At 43.3% G+C, this 16,773-nt stretch carries 14 protein-coding genes; 11 read left to right on the forward strand and 3 right to left on the reverse strand.

Annotation, left to right across the window (positions count from 1 at the left end; all coding sequences use genetic code 11):
- Nucleotides 1-534: 534 nt before the first annotated feature.
- Complete coding sequence (locus Q7J63_RS12610; RefSeq protein ID WP_304886582.1) at nt 535-993, forward strand: nuclear transport factor 2 family protein; 459 nt, start codon at nt 535-537, stop codon at nt 991-993.
- 7 nt (nt 994-1,000) lie between these two features.
- Entirely contained in the window at nt 1,001-1,648 is a 648-nt protein-coding gene (locus Q7J63_RS12615) for an O-methyltransferase (protein ID WP_304886584.1), read from the forward strand.
- Nucleotides 1,649-1,761: 113 nt separating this feature from the next.
- Here the strand turns inward: Q7J63_RS12615 and Q7J63_RS12620 are convergent, their stop codons facing one another.
- On the reverse strand, nt 1,762-2,433 hold the full coding sequence (locus Q7J63_RS12620; protein ID WP_019598203.1) for an ROK family protein: 672 nt from the start codon (nt 2,431-2,433) through the stop codon (nt 1,762-1,764).
- Nucleotides 2,434-2,799: 366 nt separating this feature from the next.
- On the opposite strand from Q7J63_RS12620, the gene Q7J63_RS12625 reads away from it, so the two are divergent.
- The 9 genes from Q7J63_RS12625 to Q7J63_RS12665 all read left to right on the forward strand — a co-directional run bounded on the left by Q7J63_RS12625 (nt 2,800) and on the right by Q7J63_RS12665 (nt 12,901).
- Complete coding sequence (locus tag Q7J63_RS12625) at nt 2,800-3,423, forward strand: hypothetical protein (protein WP_304886587.1); 624 nt, start codon at nt 2,800-2,802, stop codon at nt 3,421-3,423.
- A 7-nt stretch (nt 3,424-3,430) separates the two neighbouring features.
- Complete coding sequence (locus Q7J63_RS12630; protein WP_304886589.1) at nt 3,431-3,739, forward strand: transcriptional regulator; 309 nt, start codon at nt 3,431-3,433, stop codon at nt 3,737-3,739.
- A gap of 294 nt (nt 3,740-4,033) precedes the next feature.
- On the forward strand, nt 4,034-4,324 hold the full coding sequence (locus Q7J63_RS12635) for a hypothetical protein (protein ID WP_304886591.1): 291 nt from the start codon (nt 4,034-4,036) through the stop codon (nt 4,322-4,324).
- 10 nt (nt 4,325-4,334) lie between these two features.
- On the forward strand, nt 4,335-4,610 hold the full coding sequence (locus tag Q7J63_RS12640; protein ID WP_304886593.1) for a hypothetical protein: 276 nt from the start codon (nt 4,335-4,337) through the stop codon (nt 4,608-4,610).
- 88 nt (nt 4,611-4,698) lie between these two features.
- Complete coding sequence (locus tag Q7J63_RS12645; RefSeq protein WP_304886595.1) at nt 4,699-5,226, forward strand: sigma-70 family RNA polymerase sigma factor; 528 nt, start codon at nt 4,699-4,701, stop codon at nt 5,224-5,226.
- Nucleotides 5,227-5,339: 113 nt separating this feature from the next.
- Nucleotides 5,340-6,311 (forward strand): FecR family protein, encoded by a 972-nt coding sequence (locus Q7J63_RS12650; protein ID WP_304886597.1) that lies wholly within the window; start codon nt 5,340-5,342, stop codon nt 6,309-6,311.
- A gap of 82 nt (nt 6,312-6,393) precedes the next feature.
- Nucleotides 6,394-9,876 (forward strand): SusC/RagA family TonB-linked outer membrane protein, encoded by a 3,483-nt coding sequence (locus tag Q7J63_RS12655; RefSeq protein ID WP_304886599.1) that lies wholly within the window; start codon nt 6,394-6,396, stop codon nt 9,874-9,876.
- Nucleotides 9,877-9,890: 14 nt separating this feature from the next.
- On the forward strand, nt 9,891-11,324 hold the full coding sequence (locus Q7J63_RS12660; RefSeq protein WP_304886601.1) for a SusD/RagB family nutrient-binding outer membrane lipoprotein: 1,434 nt from the start codon (nt 9,891-9,893) through the stop codon (nt 11,322-11,324).
- A 14-nt stretch (nt 11,325-11,338) separates the two neighbouring features.
- Nucleotides 11,339-12,901 (forward strand): calcineurin-like phosphoesterase C-terminal domain-containing protein, encoded by a 1,563-nt coding sequence (locus Q7J63_RS12665; RefSeq protein WP_304886603.1) that lies wholly within the window; start codon nt 11,339-11,341, stop codon nt 12,899-12,901.
- A gap of 559 nt (nt 12,902-13,460) precedes the next feature.
- Here the strand turns inward: Q7J63_RS12665 and Q7J63_RS12670 are convergent.
- Both Q7J63_RS12670 and Q7J63_RS12675 read right to left on the reverse strand, forming a co-directional pair.
- Nucleotides 13,461-15,896: a hypothetical protein gene (locus Q7J63_RS12670; protein ID WP_304886605.1), complete on the reverse strand. Its 2,436-nt coding sequence runs from the start codon at nt 15,894-15,896 to the stop codon at nt 13,461-13,463.
- 109 nt (nt 15,897-16,005) lie between these two features.
- Complete coding sequence (locus Q7J63_RS12675) at nt 16,006-16,773, reverse strand: hypothetical protein (RefSeq protein WP_019598218.1); 768 nt, start codon at nt 16,771-16,773, stop codon at nt 16,006-16,008.

Below are 16,773 nucleotides of genomic sequence, written 5' to 3' on the forward strand. Positions count from 1 at the left end.
AATATTCAGAACCAATTTTCGCGCAAAGTCCGCAGAGAACTTCGCAAATCCTGCCAAGAGATAAAATCCCAATAGTTATCATTTACCGGAATCCATTTCTGGTCTCCCTAAAAATCTTTGCGTACTCTGCGAAATACTTAGCGCGCTCTGCGTGAAAATATTCAGAATTATTTTTTCACGCAAATTCCGCGGAGAACATCGCAAAGTCCGCCAAGAGATAAAATCCCAATAGTTATCACTTGCCGGAATCCATTTCTAGTCTCCCTAAAAATCTTTGCGTACTCTGCGAAACACTTCGCGCACGCTGCATGAAAAAATTCAGAACCAATTGAACAAGAGAAGCCTGCTAAGAAATAAAGTTTGAACAATTATGGGATTGATCCGGCCAATCTTGGATTTGCAGTAGGACTTCCCTATGGCAAATGGCTGTTTTTGTTTCAAAAATCCTTAAATTGAAATAAGGTTTTTTAATTCAATTCATATTTAAATTAAATCCTATTCAAATCAATATAAGTTACATAAAATCAATATACTATGAAATATTTTTCTCTTGTTATTCTATTGCTGAATTTGACTTCTCAATCGTTATTTGCGCAGCAAGGAATACTGGAGGAAGATATCCGCAAGGAGCTCTATGCATTGATTGAGCAATACAACGAGGCCAGGGACAACAAGGATACTTTATTGCTCAAGACCATTTTGACCCCTGAAATCGATCAGTTGGTTTCCTCTGGGGAATGGAGAACAGGCATCGATCAGGCGATTGATGGGATGATGAGTAGTTCCGCGGCCAATCCCGGCAGCCGAAACTTGATCGTTGATAAAATTCGCTTGCTGGATCAGGCTTCAGCCATTGTGGATTGCCGGTATGAAATCGAAAATCCGGATGGCCCCACCAGAAAAATGTGGAGTACCTTCCTGGCTGTCTTCACCGAAGGACGGTGGAAAATCACTGGAATCAGAAACATGTTGCCCACTTCAACCCAAAACTAACGCAGAGATGAAATCAACTTTCAACATTCAAGCCATTTTGATATTTTTATTCGTAATCAGCATTGGAACAATTGCCTATGCACAAAATATGAAAGGCCAAGAATCCAGAGATGCCCGTGTACAAGAATTCTTGGAGCAAAATAGAAGGCAATGGCGTGACCTGAATATTCCGTATGAAGATGGGCAGGTATTGTACAAGCTCATCGTGGACAACAATTACAAATCCGCTTTGGAGATCGGCACTTCCACGGGGCATTCGACCATTTGGATTGCCTGGGCACTCAGCAAAACCGGTGGGAAATTGATCACTTTGGAAATGGATGAAAGGAGACAAAAGGAAGCCATCAAAAAACTGGAGGCTTTGGGACTTTCTGATTTTGTGGACTTCAGATTAGGAGATGCTCATCAAATCGTGAAAGAACTTGAAGGGCCTTTCGATTTTGTCTTTTCGGATGCAGACAAGGATTGGTATGTCCAATATTTCAAGGATATCGATCCCAAGCTCAAAAAAGGAGGACGATTTACGGCACACAATGTCTTGAACAATATCGGTGGAATCCGCACATTTATGGAGTATGTTAAGGATCATCCGGGATATGAAACCACAGTGGACAGGAGCAGTTCTTCAGGAATCTCTATCAGCCGAAAAAAATAAGACAGCAAAAGAAATGGTCCAATACTGCCGTTATCAATTTTTTTAGGAGGGGAGGAAATAAAGACAATCTTTTATACATGAATAGGGCTCCATGAAACCCTATTCATTGACCCTTACTGGACTTCTTTTTTGCGAAAGGTGTTTTCCCACAACCTAAAGCCACCTTCAAAAGCCAATTTGTTGTTTCCCAAGCGGCAACCTTTTGGGATTTTTGTAAGCAGTTTGGAATTTCCGCCACCGATGACGATATCCTCGGGCAGGAATGCAGCGCTAAATTTTTTGATAATGGACAATACATGTTCCTGCCATTTTTCCTGTTCCATCCTTTCCAAACCCCGTAAACCAATGTAATCTTCGTAGGTGCCTTTTCGGTAGGGAAGGTGTGCCAATTCAAGCGGGAGGACAGTTCCATCAAATACAATGGCGGATCCAAGTCCTGTCCCCAAGCCCAAAAACAGCAAAACGCCTTCCTCGTATGAACCCAAAGCCTGCATGGCGGCATCGTTGATGATTCTCACCGGTTTTCCGAAAGCGGCATCAAAATCAAAAGAAGTCCAACCTTCGCCCAAGTTTTTGGGTTCGGTCATGATTTTTCCTTTTTTGATTACACCCGGATAGCCAATCGAAATGGCTTCAAACTCCCAATCTTGGGTGTTTTCCAAAACGGCAGCGACCATCTTTTCAGGGGTCATGAAATCTCCGGAAGGGATTTTCCTTCTTTCATCCTCATTGTTTGCTTTAACCTTGACGTTGGTACCTCCGATATCGATGACGAGTAGTTTCAAATCGTAAAAATTTTAAATGGGTGGAACATGGAATGTTGTGCTAAAATAAACTTCAATTTTGATATCCACATCAAAAATTAGGTTAAATAAATCATGTCCTCCAGTAATATATTGAAAAATAGAGAATTAATATTGAATTGTCGGGACTGCGCTTTCACCCTTTCTGGGATGAAGAGGATGCGGGCTTCCACCTCCTGCGATTTCGAATCCTTCAAAATGGAGGGTCGGTTGCTTGGCTTGCTGATCAATAGAGGAGAAGGTTATGCATCGAGATGCAAAGTTTTATCCTTTTTTTAGTTCTAAAAACCAACAATCGTTTGATCATTTGAATTTTTTATTAACTTTGAATCGCAAAGTACTTTCAATATGAACAAGCAGCACGACCCATTAGCAACCCTGCACGAGATCCGGAATATCATGGACCGTTCTTCCCGCTTTATTTCATTGAGTGGGCTTTCTGGTGTGGCAGCGGGGCTGTCGGCACTCTTGGGAGCAGCGCTTGTAAGATGGCATTTCCTTGAAGAAGATATCCAGTATCGCGAGACACTCGGGCGCGAGTTGACAAGTGAGTCCATCGTATTTGTCCTTTCGGTAGCGGTAGGCGTGTTTTTGCTCGCGGTCAGTTCGGCGATATATTTCACTGCACGCAATGCCAAAAGAAAGAGCCATCAGGTATGGGACAGCAAGTCCGAACGCATGTTGGTCAACTTGGCCATTCCCTTGGCTGCAGGTGGGATTTTCTGTGCAGCGCTGTTTCACCATGAATTGCCGTATTTGGTGGCTCCCGTGATGCTGCTATTTTATGGTTGCGCCTTGTTGAATGCCAGTAAGTATACCATCAGCGATATTCGCTATCTGGGGATTTTGGAAATACTATTGGGCTTGTTTGCAAGCTTTTATCTGGGCTTTGGATTGTTGGCTTGGACGCTTGGATTTGGTGTCCTTCACATCGTGTATGGTGCGCTGGTGTATTTCAAATACGAACGCTAGCAGGACCGTGAAAGATTATCTTGAAAATATCAACAAGGCATTTGAAAGCAGGGTGCGGCTGGGCATTATGTCAGTCCTGATGGTGGAAGAACGCGTGGATTTCAGTACGCTCAAAGAAACGCTGGAGCTGACGGATGGCAACTTGGCCAGTCACTTGCGGGCCTTGGAGGAAGCGTCCTATCTTGTAGTGGAGAAAAAGTTTGTGGGTAGGAAGCCAAATACCACCTATCAAGCAACGGATCAAGGTCGTGAAGCTTTCAAAAACCATTTGGATGCACTGGAGCAGCTCATTTTGAACAATAGAAAGGAGAGTTGATATTTTTTTGACACTCAACTTTGAATTTCAAAGTACTTTATATGATAATATTATTTGTTTTGAAGCGTATGGAATAAATGAAAATCGGATGATCGACTATTCTGCCACTGCTCACCATTTGGCTATACAAAGGGCTGGAAGACGGGGGGCGGTTGATAAACATCCTATTCATCTTCATTGTCTGGTCAGCAATGGGAGTAGGGGAATGGTTTGAAAAGATGGCCATGATGTGAAATGCTTGACGATTGACCATAAATAGCAATACTTAACACGCATATTAAAACCAGAAAATTGATGAAAACGAAAAACAAAAGATTGATCGGCATTGTGCTCGCTGTAGCATTTCTATTGCTCATTCCATTGATCGCAATGCAGTTTACAGAGGAAGTGGTCTGGACGCTGTTGGACTTTGTGGTCATGGGCCTGCTGCTCCTCGGTACAGGACTACTGAGTGAATTTATCATCAGAAATGTGAAAAACCTGAACACCAGAATCGCCATCATTGGGGTGATTCTGTTGGGATTCCTCCTCATTTGGGCAGAACTCGCAGTCGGGATCTTCGGAACCCCTTTTGCGGGATCCTAAATTGGAACCCATGAAAATTCAGGGCAAACACACACCGGTATTCGGTTGGGTATTTGGAATACTTGTTTTTACGGTAGGTATCCTGAATCTGATTTTGGTCCACCCTGTGCCAGGCTTGGTGTATCTGCTACTCTCCTTGGTCTATTTGCCTCCGGCCGCAGGTTGGCTCAAGGAGAGATTCGCCTTTACAATTCCGCTGTTGGTAAAAATCATTTTAGGCATAGCCATTTTCATGTTCACATTAGGGGTAAGTGACCTAGGGGAGATGATTGATGATTTTTTTTAATGATAACATAACTTCATTTCGAAAGCCCAAAAGGAGTATAGCCTTACTTTTAGGGAATTAATCCATTCCCATTTTATCAAATAAATCCATGTTGTTGATTCAAAACGATCTTCAGTTTGAGCGTATTTTCAATGAATACTGGGAGATAATGTACAAATCGGCTTTCAGCAGAATCAGGGAACAGGAGGTGGTGGAAGATCTGCTCCAGGAAATTTTTATCGATATCTGGCAAAGGAGAACTGAAATCACCATCCAATCTACCCTCAAAGCCTATCTGCTCACCGCGGTCAAGTATCGGGTGCTCAAGTATATGGACAAGGCAAGGGAAAAAAGGGCGCGTGAAATTGAAGGCGCCGATGTTCCCTATTTGGATGTTGATGTGCTGGGGTTTGAAGACCTCTACCATCAATTGGAGGTGGTGATTGCCAAATTGCCACCTAGAAACAGACTTGTCTTTCAAATGAGCAGATTGGAAGGGTTTTCTTCAGATGAAATCGCTGAAAAACTCGGGATTTCCCAACAGACTGTTCACAATCATCTCTCCAAATCCCTGACATATGTCAGAGCGGAAATGAAACATCTTGCCCCTGGGTTTTTGCTTTTTATCAATCTCTGATTTTCCCGATTAAGTATTCATTAACAAACCCATCAAATTGATAACAATTCAATAAAGATTTTGAGAGGTAGTGAATTTGTGTTTTGAGCACTCTATAGAGGAAGACTCAAGAGATGAGAAAGGAAAAATCCATAGCACAACACATTCAAAAAGTCCTGAGAGGTCAGGCTTCCCCACAGGAATTCAATGCTGTCAACGATTGGTATGATCATCAAGAAGAAGACGAACTTCTGATTCAGGATTTTAAGGGGCGTACAAAATCGCTTATCAGGAAAGAACTTTTTAACAAAATACAGCGAGGTCGGATTTCCAACGCTCCAAATTCCGGGAATCGGAATTTCAAAAGATTGTTTGGTATAGCCGCTTCTGTTGTGATGGTCATCGGATTGGGGTTTGTTTTATCTGAACTTACCCAAAAACCAAAAGTAGATTTCTCCGATAAAATCGCTTTCCAAAAAGTGGAGAACGGGGTCGGAATGGTAAAGAAGATCAAACTCCCTGATGGCTCCAGGATCCAATTGTTTCATAATACCACGATAGAATTTGATCGGGATTTTTCAAACAACAGGTTCGTGAAACTGGAAGGAGAGGCATTTTTTGAAGTGGTGGCCAATCCGGAATTGCCCTTCAGGGTCCAAACCGATGGTTTGACCACGGAAGTGTTGGGCACTTCTTTCAGCATCAAAACGGCTGGTCTCGAAGAAACCAAAGTGTCCGTAAAAACCGGGAAAGTCAGCGTTAGCGATGCACAAACCAATTTTGAACTTCACAAAGACCAGCAGCTGATCTATTCAATAGGTGCCGGAACAGTGCAGCAAATCACCAATCGGGATTTGGTTTTTGGTTGGGCCGAAGACAAAATAGTCTTCGAGAACAGCGATTTATTCAATTTGGTAAAGGTACTGGATGCTTGGTATGGAATTCAAATAGAGCACAACCTATCACCAAACAATACCTGCAGAATTTCAGGCACTTATCTGAACATGAGTCTCGAAAATCTCCTCCAAGCCATTCAGTATTCACTTCCAATGACGTACCAGATCGATGCCAAAAAAGTAAACATTCAATTCAAAAACTGCAATTAAACGAAGATGGGGCTGTACCACCAGCCCCATCAATTTGTCCACTTCTAATTCCTTCAAAAATTAAAACAGAACCACCGAAATTATGGAAAAAAAATTACTCTTCTCAATAAAGAGGATTGCAAAGAGACTGTTTACCCTCTTATTCCTGCTCTGCTGGGCAGTTGGCATAGCTGAGGCAGCAAATCCAAACGCCCAAAAACTGGACGAAACCTTTGTTAGGGTTTCCAAAAACAAGCAAAAGGTTTCCGAATTCTTCAAAGAAATTGAAGCGCAGACAAGTTTTCGGTTCTCCTACCAAAGCAACTTGGAGCTGCAGCAGACAGTCGCCTTGGACAAAAGATATCAAAATTTGGAAAGCATGCTTACGGAGATTTCCAAAAACACTTCCTTAAAATTCAAACAGATCAACCATACCCTGGCGGTCTCCACCAAGGAGATTCCGAGAAAAGCAACGGGGATGGAAAAAATCAGGATTTCGGGACAGGTCAGGGATGGGGAAACCGGTGAAAGCCTCCCGGGAGTCAACGTGGTGATCAAAGGAACCAACACGGGTACCATCACCGATATCGATGGTAATTACGCGCTTGAATTGGACCTTGGGCAAGTTTTGGTATTTTCCTACGTGGGTTTTGCAAAAGAGGAATTGACTGTAGGGAATCAAACCAGGATGGATGTTTCTCTGAAATTGGATGACAATTCGCTGCAGGAAGTGATTGTGACAGCCCTCGGGATCAAAAGGGAAGAAAAAGCCTTGGGATATGCGACCCAGAAAGTTTCCAGCGAGGAGCTTCTGGATGCCCGATCCAACAACTGGTCGGACGCCTTGATTGGTAAAGTGGCGGGATTGAATGTGTTATCGGCAGGCTCAGGCCCGATGAATTCGTCCCAGATCAGTTTGCGCGGAGACAATTCCTTGAATCCAAACGGAAACGGTGCCCTGATTGTGCTGGATGGCGTACCCATGAACAGCGGTTTGACTTCTTCCGGTGTTGGAAATGCTTATGGAGCGGGTTCGGGAAATGACGTTCCCATCGATTTTGGAAATGGAATAGCGGATATCAATCCAGACGATATCGAGAGCGTCACGGTGCTGAAAGGAGCAAGCGCCACAGCGTTGTACGGAAGCAGGGCCGCCAATGGTGCCTTGATCATTACGACCAAAAGTGGGCAGAGAAAAAACAAAGGATTGGGCGTCAGTTTCAATTCAAACATCAGTTTCAATGATGTGTTGAAATGGCCTGATTATCAGCATGAATATGGTCAGGGAACTGGAAGGGCTTTAAACAAAGAAGGCGAACTGTATTATTCCTATGGCGCCTCTGCAGATGGCTCCAGTACCGGAGGAACCAGTAGTGCTTTTGGACCCAAATTCAATGGGCAATCTTATTTCCAATATGACCCGACCATTGAAGGGCAATCTTTGGAAAGACAGCCTTGGAGACCGTATCGCAACAACGTGAAGGATTTTTGGAGGACTGGAGTCAATGTCGTGAACAATATCGCGCTGGAAGGCAGCAGCAAAACAGGTTCCGTTCGCGCATCCATTACCCATACCAAAAACGAATGGATCATGCCCAATACGGGTTTCGAAAGATTCGTGGCTGCATTGAGTGTTTCTCAGGAAATCAACAGCAGGCTGCGGTTGAATGCGAAGGTGAATTTCACAAACAAGAAAAGTGACAATCTTCCTGCCACAGGATACAACAACCAATCCATTGCCTACTTCATGATTTTCCAAAATCCAAACGTGGATCTGGAATGGTATCGGCCGATTTGGAGGGAAGGTTTTGAAAATGTAGATCAGGTACATCCTTTCAGTTCCTTTATTGACAATCCTTACCTCATCGCTTATCAGATGACCAATGGAGTGAACAACAATTCGGTCGTGGGAAATTTTTCAGCAACCTATTCCTTTTCTGATAAAATCGACCTTTTGGTGCGGTCTGGACTTGCCATGAGTCAGGAAGAAAGAGACCAAAGAAGACCATACAGCACCGCGAATTTCCAAAGGGGATATTACAAGCAGCAGGACATCACCAACTACGAGCTCAACACGGATTTTTTGTTGACCTACAAGGAAAAACTTGGAGAGAAAATCAACTTTACCGGCAGTATCGGTGGGAATCAGATGCGGAGAAATTTCAGGTTGATCAGTGCAGAGGTGGATGGATTGGTGATCCCGGGGGTGTTCAAACTTTCCAATGGAATCAACAATCCTTTTATCTCCACCAGAGACAACAACAGGGTGATCAACAGTCTTTATGGTTTGGCGACATTCTCCTTTGACGAAAAAGTGTTCGTCGATGTCTCCGGAAGAAATGACTGGTCCAGTACGCTTCCTGTACAGAACAATTCCTTCTTCTATCCATCGATTAGCTCCAGTTTTATCCTGACGGATATTTTCAAGTTGCCCACTCCGGTTTCCTTTGCCAAACTGAGGCTTTCGGGAGCTCAGGTTGGAAATGATACAGAACCTTACAGAACGTTCAAATATTACGGTCAAAGTGAATTTCCGGGTTCAGCTTCGGTACCGACAACGCTTCACAACATCGATTTCAAACCGGAAATCACCACGAGTTATGAAACAGGTCTGGAACTGATTTTTTTCAACAGAAGGTTGGGGACAGACATCAACTTCTACCAGACGGTGACTAAAAATCAGATTCTTGAAGTACCGATTGACATCACCACCGGCTTTTCCCGGGCGATCCTCAATGCAGGCAAGGTGATGAACAGAGGGGTGGAAGTGGTATTGAACGGATCCCCGATTGCCACACGGAATTTTAAATGGAATTCATTTATTACCTGGGCCAAAAACCAAAATGAAGTGTTGGCATTGGCCGATGAGGTGGATGCCGAGCAGATATTGGGATCGGGAGGAAACGCCACTGTCATCGCCAAAGTGGGAGGAACAACGGGTGACATTTATGGATTTGGATTTGTCCGCTCTCCAGAAGGGGAGATTGTGTATTTGAAGAATGGACTCCCCGCCAGACCGCAAGAAATCCAATATATCGGCAATGCCTATGCAAAATGGAAAGGTGGTTTTCGGAATGAGTTTGTGTACAAAAACCTGCGCATGACTGTTTTACTGGATGGCCAATATGGAGGCATGATCTATTCCCAAACCCACCACAAAATGTCCGAACAGGGAAAACTCAAACATACCCTCAAAGGAAGAGAAGATGGATTTATTGTTGGAGATGGGGTAGTGGACAATGGTGATGGAACATTCTCTCCCAACACCACCCAAGCTTTACTTCCCAATTACTACACCGAATATTACCGAAGGGCAAATGTCGAGTCCAACTCCTTTGATGCCTCGTTCGTGAAGTTGAGGGAAATGAGATTTGAATACTCGGTACCAGCCAGATTTTTGCAAAAAGTGGCAGTAAGCAGAGCGACTATTGCCTTTTACGGAAGAGATTTAGCCATGTGGACCAAGTTCCCGATTTTCGATCCCGAAACAGCGGCCTTGAATGGCGGCAGTCTGCTTCCAGGTGTTGAAATGGGACAGCTTCCCACGCCAAGAACCTTCGGTGTCAACCTTACCCTCCAATTTTAATTCTATAGACAATCATGAAAAAAATCAATCAATATATCCTTATTGTCCTCTTGGTAGGAATGGTTTCCTGTACAGAAGATTTTGAAGAAATCAATACAGATCCCAACAGAATAGAACGGATCAGCCCAGGAACGCTGTTGAACCCCATTTTGTATGGCATTTCAAGTTTCAATACCTCCAGGGCAGATGCATTCACCTTTCAGGTCATGCAGGTGGCCTTGCCGTTTCCAAATGCATCCGGTGGTGCGCATCGGTATGACATCACCGAAAATGCCGGCAATTCCACTTGGAATACCTATTACAGATGGCTGATCAATATCAAGGAAATGCGGGAGGCGGCGATCATAGCGCAGGATCCAAATTATGAAGCAATAGCCCTAACCTTAAATGCTTGGGTCTACAGCCAACTGACAGACAGCTTTGGCGAGGTGCCAATGATGGAGGCAAGTGCCGCGGAAGCGGGGATTTTAAGACCCAAATTCAACACCCAGGAAGAAATTTACAGCAAGTTGTTCGAGGACCTTACGCTGGCCAACAGTCTATTTACCACGACCCGGCCAATGGTCTTTGGGGAAGAAATCCTGTTTCAGAACAATGTGCACAAATGGAGAAAATTCTGCAATTCCCTGCATTTAAGATTGCTTCTGAGGGTCTCGAACAGGTCTGAAATGAACAGTTTTGCAAAAATGGCACAAATCATCAAAGATCCGGTTGCCTATCCTGTTTTCGAAAACACGGCGGAGTCAGCCATATTAAAAATCACGGGCGTCACGCCCAACCTTTCTCCTTGGGGAAGGGCGATAGATTTCACCACTTTCAAGGCTGGATCAGAATTTTTCATTGACAAATTGAACGAGTTGAATGATCCAAGAAGAGCCAAGTTCTTTACCCAGGCAAGGGAATTGGACGGCATCACCACCATCGGCTATAAAGGAGTGACCAGCGGATACGATGGTCCGGATAGCCAATTTGGGTTTATTCCCAGCAACCACAATGTCGCCTTGGTACAGGCACCGATGATTTCTTTGATCCTGACCTATGCAGAGGTTCAATTCATCAAAGCCGAACTGGCCCAAAGAGGACACTTGGATTCAGCACCCCAAATTCATTTTGAAAACGCCGTGAAAGCTGCGATGGAACAATGGAGCGTGACAATGACCGACGGGTATTTTGAAAATCCAAAGGCCGCCTATGATGGAACTTTGGACAGGATCATGTTGCAAAAATACATTGGACTTTACTTCAACGATTATCAGCAATGGTTCGAACACCGAAGAACGGGACTTCCAATATTGCCCAAAACGGAAGGGATGCTCAATGATCAAAAGCTGCCGGTAAGGTTCCGGTATCCATTGGCTGTCCAGATCAACAACCGTGAAAACTACAATACAGCAGTCGGTAGAATGGGTGCAGATGACATCAACACCAAGGTTTGGTGGGAAAAATAACTAAAACAAACACAATGAAAAAACAACTCATTTTATTCAGTCTATTGTGCTTTTCGATGGGCGGCTATGCCCAGCAGATGGCAACAGGTTATGTCTTTGAAGACCTCAACGGAAATCAAAAAAAGGAAAGGCGGGAAAAAGGAATTTCCATGGTTTCAGTATCCAATGGGGAATTGGTCGTACAGACCGATGCGGAGGGGAAATACAGTATTCCCGTTAGGGAGGACCAGATCATTTTTGTGATCAAACCTGCAGCATTTGATTTGCCCGTCAATGCGCAAAACCTTCCACAATTCTATTATATCCACAAACCAGCAGGATCACCGGAATTAAAATACCCTGGATCGAAACCAACCGGTCCACTTCCAAAATCGGTGGATTTTGGCTTGGTGCCTTCGGAAAAGGAGGAGAAGTTTACGGCCTTGGTTTTCGGAGATCCCCAACCCTATAACTTGGAAGAAGTAGGCTTTTTTGACAAAGGCATCGTCAAAGAAGTGGAGGGAGTTCAGGGCGTGAAATTCGGGCTTTCTCTGGGAGACTTGGTCGGGGATGACCTATCCCTTTTTCCACATTATATCGATGCGGTGGCAAAAGTCAATTTGCCTTGGTACAATGTGATGGGCAATCATGACCATAATTTTGATGTGGAAACCGATGCCTTGGGGGATGAAACGTTTGAGACCTATTTTGGATCAAGTACTTTTTCCTTCAACCAAGGAAAGGTGCATTTTATAGTACTGGAAAATATCCTATATCCTGATCCAAGGGATGGAGAGGGGTATTGGGGAGGTTTTAGGCCTGACCAAATGGCATTTATCAAAAATGATCTGAAATTTGTGCCAAAGGATCACTTGATCGTATTGGCCATGCACATCCCATTGTTTGAAGAAGGCGATTCTTTCCGGGACGAGGACATCCTGGAACTCTTCGAATTGTTGGCAGCATATCCGAATACGCTTTCCCTTTCGGCCCATACCCATTATCAAAGACAGGTCATGTTTGGGGAAGAGGCTGGTTGGAAGCAATCCAAACCGCATCACCATTACAATGTGGGTACCACGTCTGGGGATTGGTACCGAGGTGATCTGAGCGAAGAGGGAATCCCCGTCTCCACCATGAGAGATGGAACCCCGAAAGGATATGCTTATTTTGATTTTGATGGAAATCAGTATAAAATACGCTATCAGGTAGCAGGAAAGAATCCGGAATATCAAATGGAAATCTTTGCGCCCAAGGTACTGGAAAAAGACAAGAGGACCACTTCAGGGATTTTTGTCAATTTCTTTATGGGCGCTCAAGACGACGAGGTTAAGGTTCGGATCGACAATGGGCCATGGAGAAAAATGACGCACACCATCAGCCCGGATCCAGCCTATTTGGTGGATATGCTCAAGTGGGATACCACCGAAGAGCTTTTGGAAGGAAAACGGCCCTCCAATGCACAATTGAACCACCATCTTTGGAGGATCAATGCTCCGTCCAATTTGTCGGTTGGTGAGCATTTGATTGAGGTGGAAGCCACAGATATGTTTGGACAAAAACATACTGGGAGCAAGACTTTCAGGATTTTGGAATAACCACTGTTTGACCGTGAATGTAAAAACCTCTTTCTCCATCATTGGAGAAGAGGTTTTTTGGTTTTGGGGAATTTGAAATTTTTGCTGGGTATCGGAATTGTTGCGGGTTTTAACCCGATGCAAAACGGGTTAGACTCCGATGAAAAACGACTTTACAAACCGGAAGAAAATCAGGCAATTTGAAGAATTAAGGTGTATTACGGCTGTGATGATGTCAAAAACAAAAGCAATCAATTTATTGAATATTAGTCAATTGAGCCTGTTTTATGCATAACAGACTCAATGCAATATTATAATTAACTGACAATCAATTGTTTGTTGACTATTTTTGACTTCGCCCTATTGGAGTCAGGAAATATTCTCCCAATAGGCTGATTTTCTTTCAGTTTCAATCCCATTTGAAAACCTACTGCATATTTCGGGTTGAATCAATGAATTTTGTAATGGCATTACGGGGGTAGGGGACTTAAGGGGAAAGGTATGGCCGCCCAGCCATGTTAAAAACAAAGGCCGGAGAATGAATGCGTAATATGAAGTTGCAGACCTACATAGAATATTCTCATGCTTTTTTAAGGATGTTTCGTTTAATGAGTTCGTCTAACAAGGACTGATAATTTTTTTGAAGCAACTGAACCGCACCATCCACTATTTCCTGTCTCGCTGGATTGGTGTAGTTCCTGATGAGGTTTTTTATAATGGTGACAGAAGCAGCGGTTGGCTGGGGGGTATAATCCCATACTTTTTTAAAAAACATACTCGCAGGACTGCTGTCATTTAATGCATCGGAGAGATTATTGATGGATTGGACCACGGCCTTTCTCATGGCTTCCAGATTTTTTTCATCCAGTTTTGCATCTCCTCTTAACTGCCATTTATTGCCCATGTTGTTGGTGACAGAAATTCCCCCGCTATAGTTGTTTAATGCATCATGGATCAGCTTTACCACCATAGTTTTGCCCATGATGTCGGGTTCTTGCTCCATAATCCCAATTAATAGCTTTGTAAACCGATCAGCAGAATTAATATTGGGTCGCCAGACACCCCCTAACCTGTCTACAGTTTCATGCTTACTAAATTCATCTTTCAATTTTCCCTTAAAGGATTTACTGGCAATTTTCCCAAACATTTCTTCACCCTGCTTATTGATTTTACCGGATGAATTCAAAACCAACATTTTAAAATAATTTGATATTTCATCTTTGTTGAAAAGATGGCCTGCAGCAAAAGCATCAGTAAGGAAATGATCGCCAAATCCGTTAACCACCAATGCATCATTGATGGCACTGCTATCCATGCCCTTTCTCATGATACTGATTGCCTGGCCGTGATATTTTTCCCACTCAGACTTATGATTGGGCTTGGCACTTGAAAAACTGGCAATGTAAGTGCTATTGGAAGGCGCAAAATGGGCAAAATTGTCTTCGGCAAGCTTTAGATAGCGGCCGGAAGTTGCTTGTTGCCAATCACTGTCTTCCGGGTTAGCACCAACGGGGCTACCCTTTAGTTTGCCTTCATAGTACCGCTTACTTTTATCAATCAGGGCCTTCAATTTGACCAGTTCGCTTGCACTTGCCTTGGCCATTTTATCATAATCCTCATAAAAATCTCCCATGGCAATTAACTCCGCATAGGTGAAATCTACCCCCTTAATAGGAATATTGTATGTTGGAGTCACGGGAAATGCCGAAACCAGACCAGCAAGCACATGTTCACCGGTGTCATATTTGGCCTTGCTATATCGGCCAGTTAAGGAAAGGGATTTTCCTGAAACCAAGGAAACCGAATCAATTCTCAGGCTTGCATTTCCTTCTATTTTAGGTTCACTATCAACAAGTAATCGGTTGATATGGGGTTCAAGTGCCGCTTTTATGACTACTCCTGGAATAGGCCAAATTACTTTTATATTGGAGATGGTATGGGTGATCAATTTTACCGAATCATTGTAAGCGGTTTTGACTGCGCTTTCAAAAGTATCCCCACGAAGCCAATTTTGCCAAAACTTTGACATCATGGGTTCTGGGATATAATTATTGCGGATGGATCCTGCCACCGCTTTGGCCCCCACATAAAGCCAATCATCATTCAATCCTGAACCCACACAGTTCATCATATAAACCACTCTCAAAGGTAAAGGGCTGCCATAGGAGTTCCTGATATTTTGGAGATCGCGATCACTGATGCTTATGCCTTGATACCCACTGAAGGATGAGGCATTCCCATGGGCCAGCGTAAAGACATCTATGATGTAACCTTTTTGGGACAAATCAATCAAAGTAACTTTAAGGTTCTCATAGGTAGCTTTGCCATCTTCCAGAATAATTACTTCCTGGTATTTTTTGCCTTTTGCCTCTTTGAATTTGTTCAGCCATTTTACAAATTCCTCTGAGACATAGTCAATTATTTTTTCGAGGCCTTCCTGAACCAATTTCCCGACACTGTTTTCCCATTGAAAAGGCAAAGCACCCGTGTTTTCCATAAATACCACCAAGGCAGTTTTGGCTGAGGACATGCTTTGTGCCATTGTTTTTGGTGCGGCACTTATTTTACTGTTGAGTAAAGCAGTTTCAAAATCATCTTTAAATTTTAAACCGACCTGACTCTTGAATCCCAAAAAAGCATTTTTCTTTCTAAGTTCATGATAGCCATTCTGGACAATTTCCGATGTCAGCCAGCTGACCGAAGGTTTTTCATCAGGAGGAAACGGGATAAGGTTCGTGTTGATTTCTTTGATGGCATAAAAAAGACATTCTGCCGCAATTTCCCGAAGTTCATCTGAAATTTGGTTTTCGCTTATATTTCTGTTGAAAAAAAAATCAAGTATTTCTACGATAAAAACATCTTCATCAACGATACGGTTGCTGATTCTACCTATTTCTTCTTCAATCTCACGAAAGGAAGCACCTTCTGAAAAATTCGATTTATCCCTGGTCGGTTTTTCCTGCCGCTTAAACTCCTTCAGATTTTCTTGCAACATCAAAATTCTATTCCCTTTCATAACCTTAAAATTTAGACTAATGGACAGCCAAAAGAAAAAACCTATTTATCTGGAATCGATCCGCTCGGCCATTTTCATGAGTGATAAGAAAACTCGATAATTTTTGCTTTTAAGGGTTTCCAAGATGTTCCAGCAGATATTTTTTTTGATCCGGTGGCAATGCTGGTACAGTATAGTTTCTGTCACTGTATTTCTTGACATAGTCCTCAGATTTTCCAGGAATTAAAAAATCCGTAAAGGAAACGCTTTTTACTTGATGCCGGTTAAACTTCAAGCCTCCAAATGCATTGATTTCAAATTCCCCCTGAAATTCAAATTGGCCATTTCCCATAGGGTCATAAGTGCCATCATAGGCAAATACAATCGGCCATTCCCTGGGATCTTTCATTTGATCCGGTGGGATTTTATTCAATCTGTTAAAGCTTACGTTTAGTGAGGATTTGGTAAAGGCGGTAGTATGGGTTAGGTTTCGGCGAACATAAGCCCCTCCGATTTCGCCATAGTCATTTCCTTCCCAGGACACTTCAATGAGGGCAGCAGCACTTGAAGCCAAAGCTCCCCCACTTAGCCAGATGAGTGGAAAGGTATAGGGTCTTTTTGGCCTTCCCTGTAGTTTTTGTTTTGCCTGAGCGGTCAATAAACGTTCAGCATTGTCGGAGACAATGGTTAGATTCCCGGACTTTGTAACAGCTGGCGATAGCAGAGAAATCCCGGATAAACCTAAACCCGCCGCTTCAACTGCAGTCAGGCCGGCAATACCAAACAAGGCCGGTGCAGCTTTGGTTTGTGAATATCCGTTTGACACTGCCGGACGTTTCTTTCTTTTCCAGCCACTGAAATCATTTATTTCTTTCCTTAGAGCGATTATCCTGTTCAT

This window comes from Rhodonellum sp., from assembly GCF_030656585.1.
GTDB classification, from domain to species: domain Bacteria; phylum Bacteroidota; class Bacteroidia; order Cytophagales; family Cyclobacteriaceae; genus Rhodonellum; species Rhodonellum psychrophilum.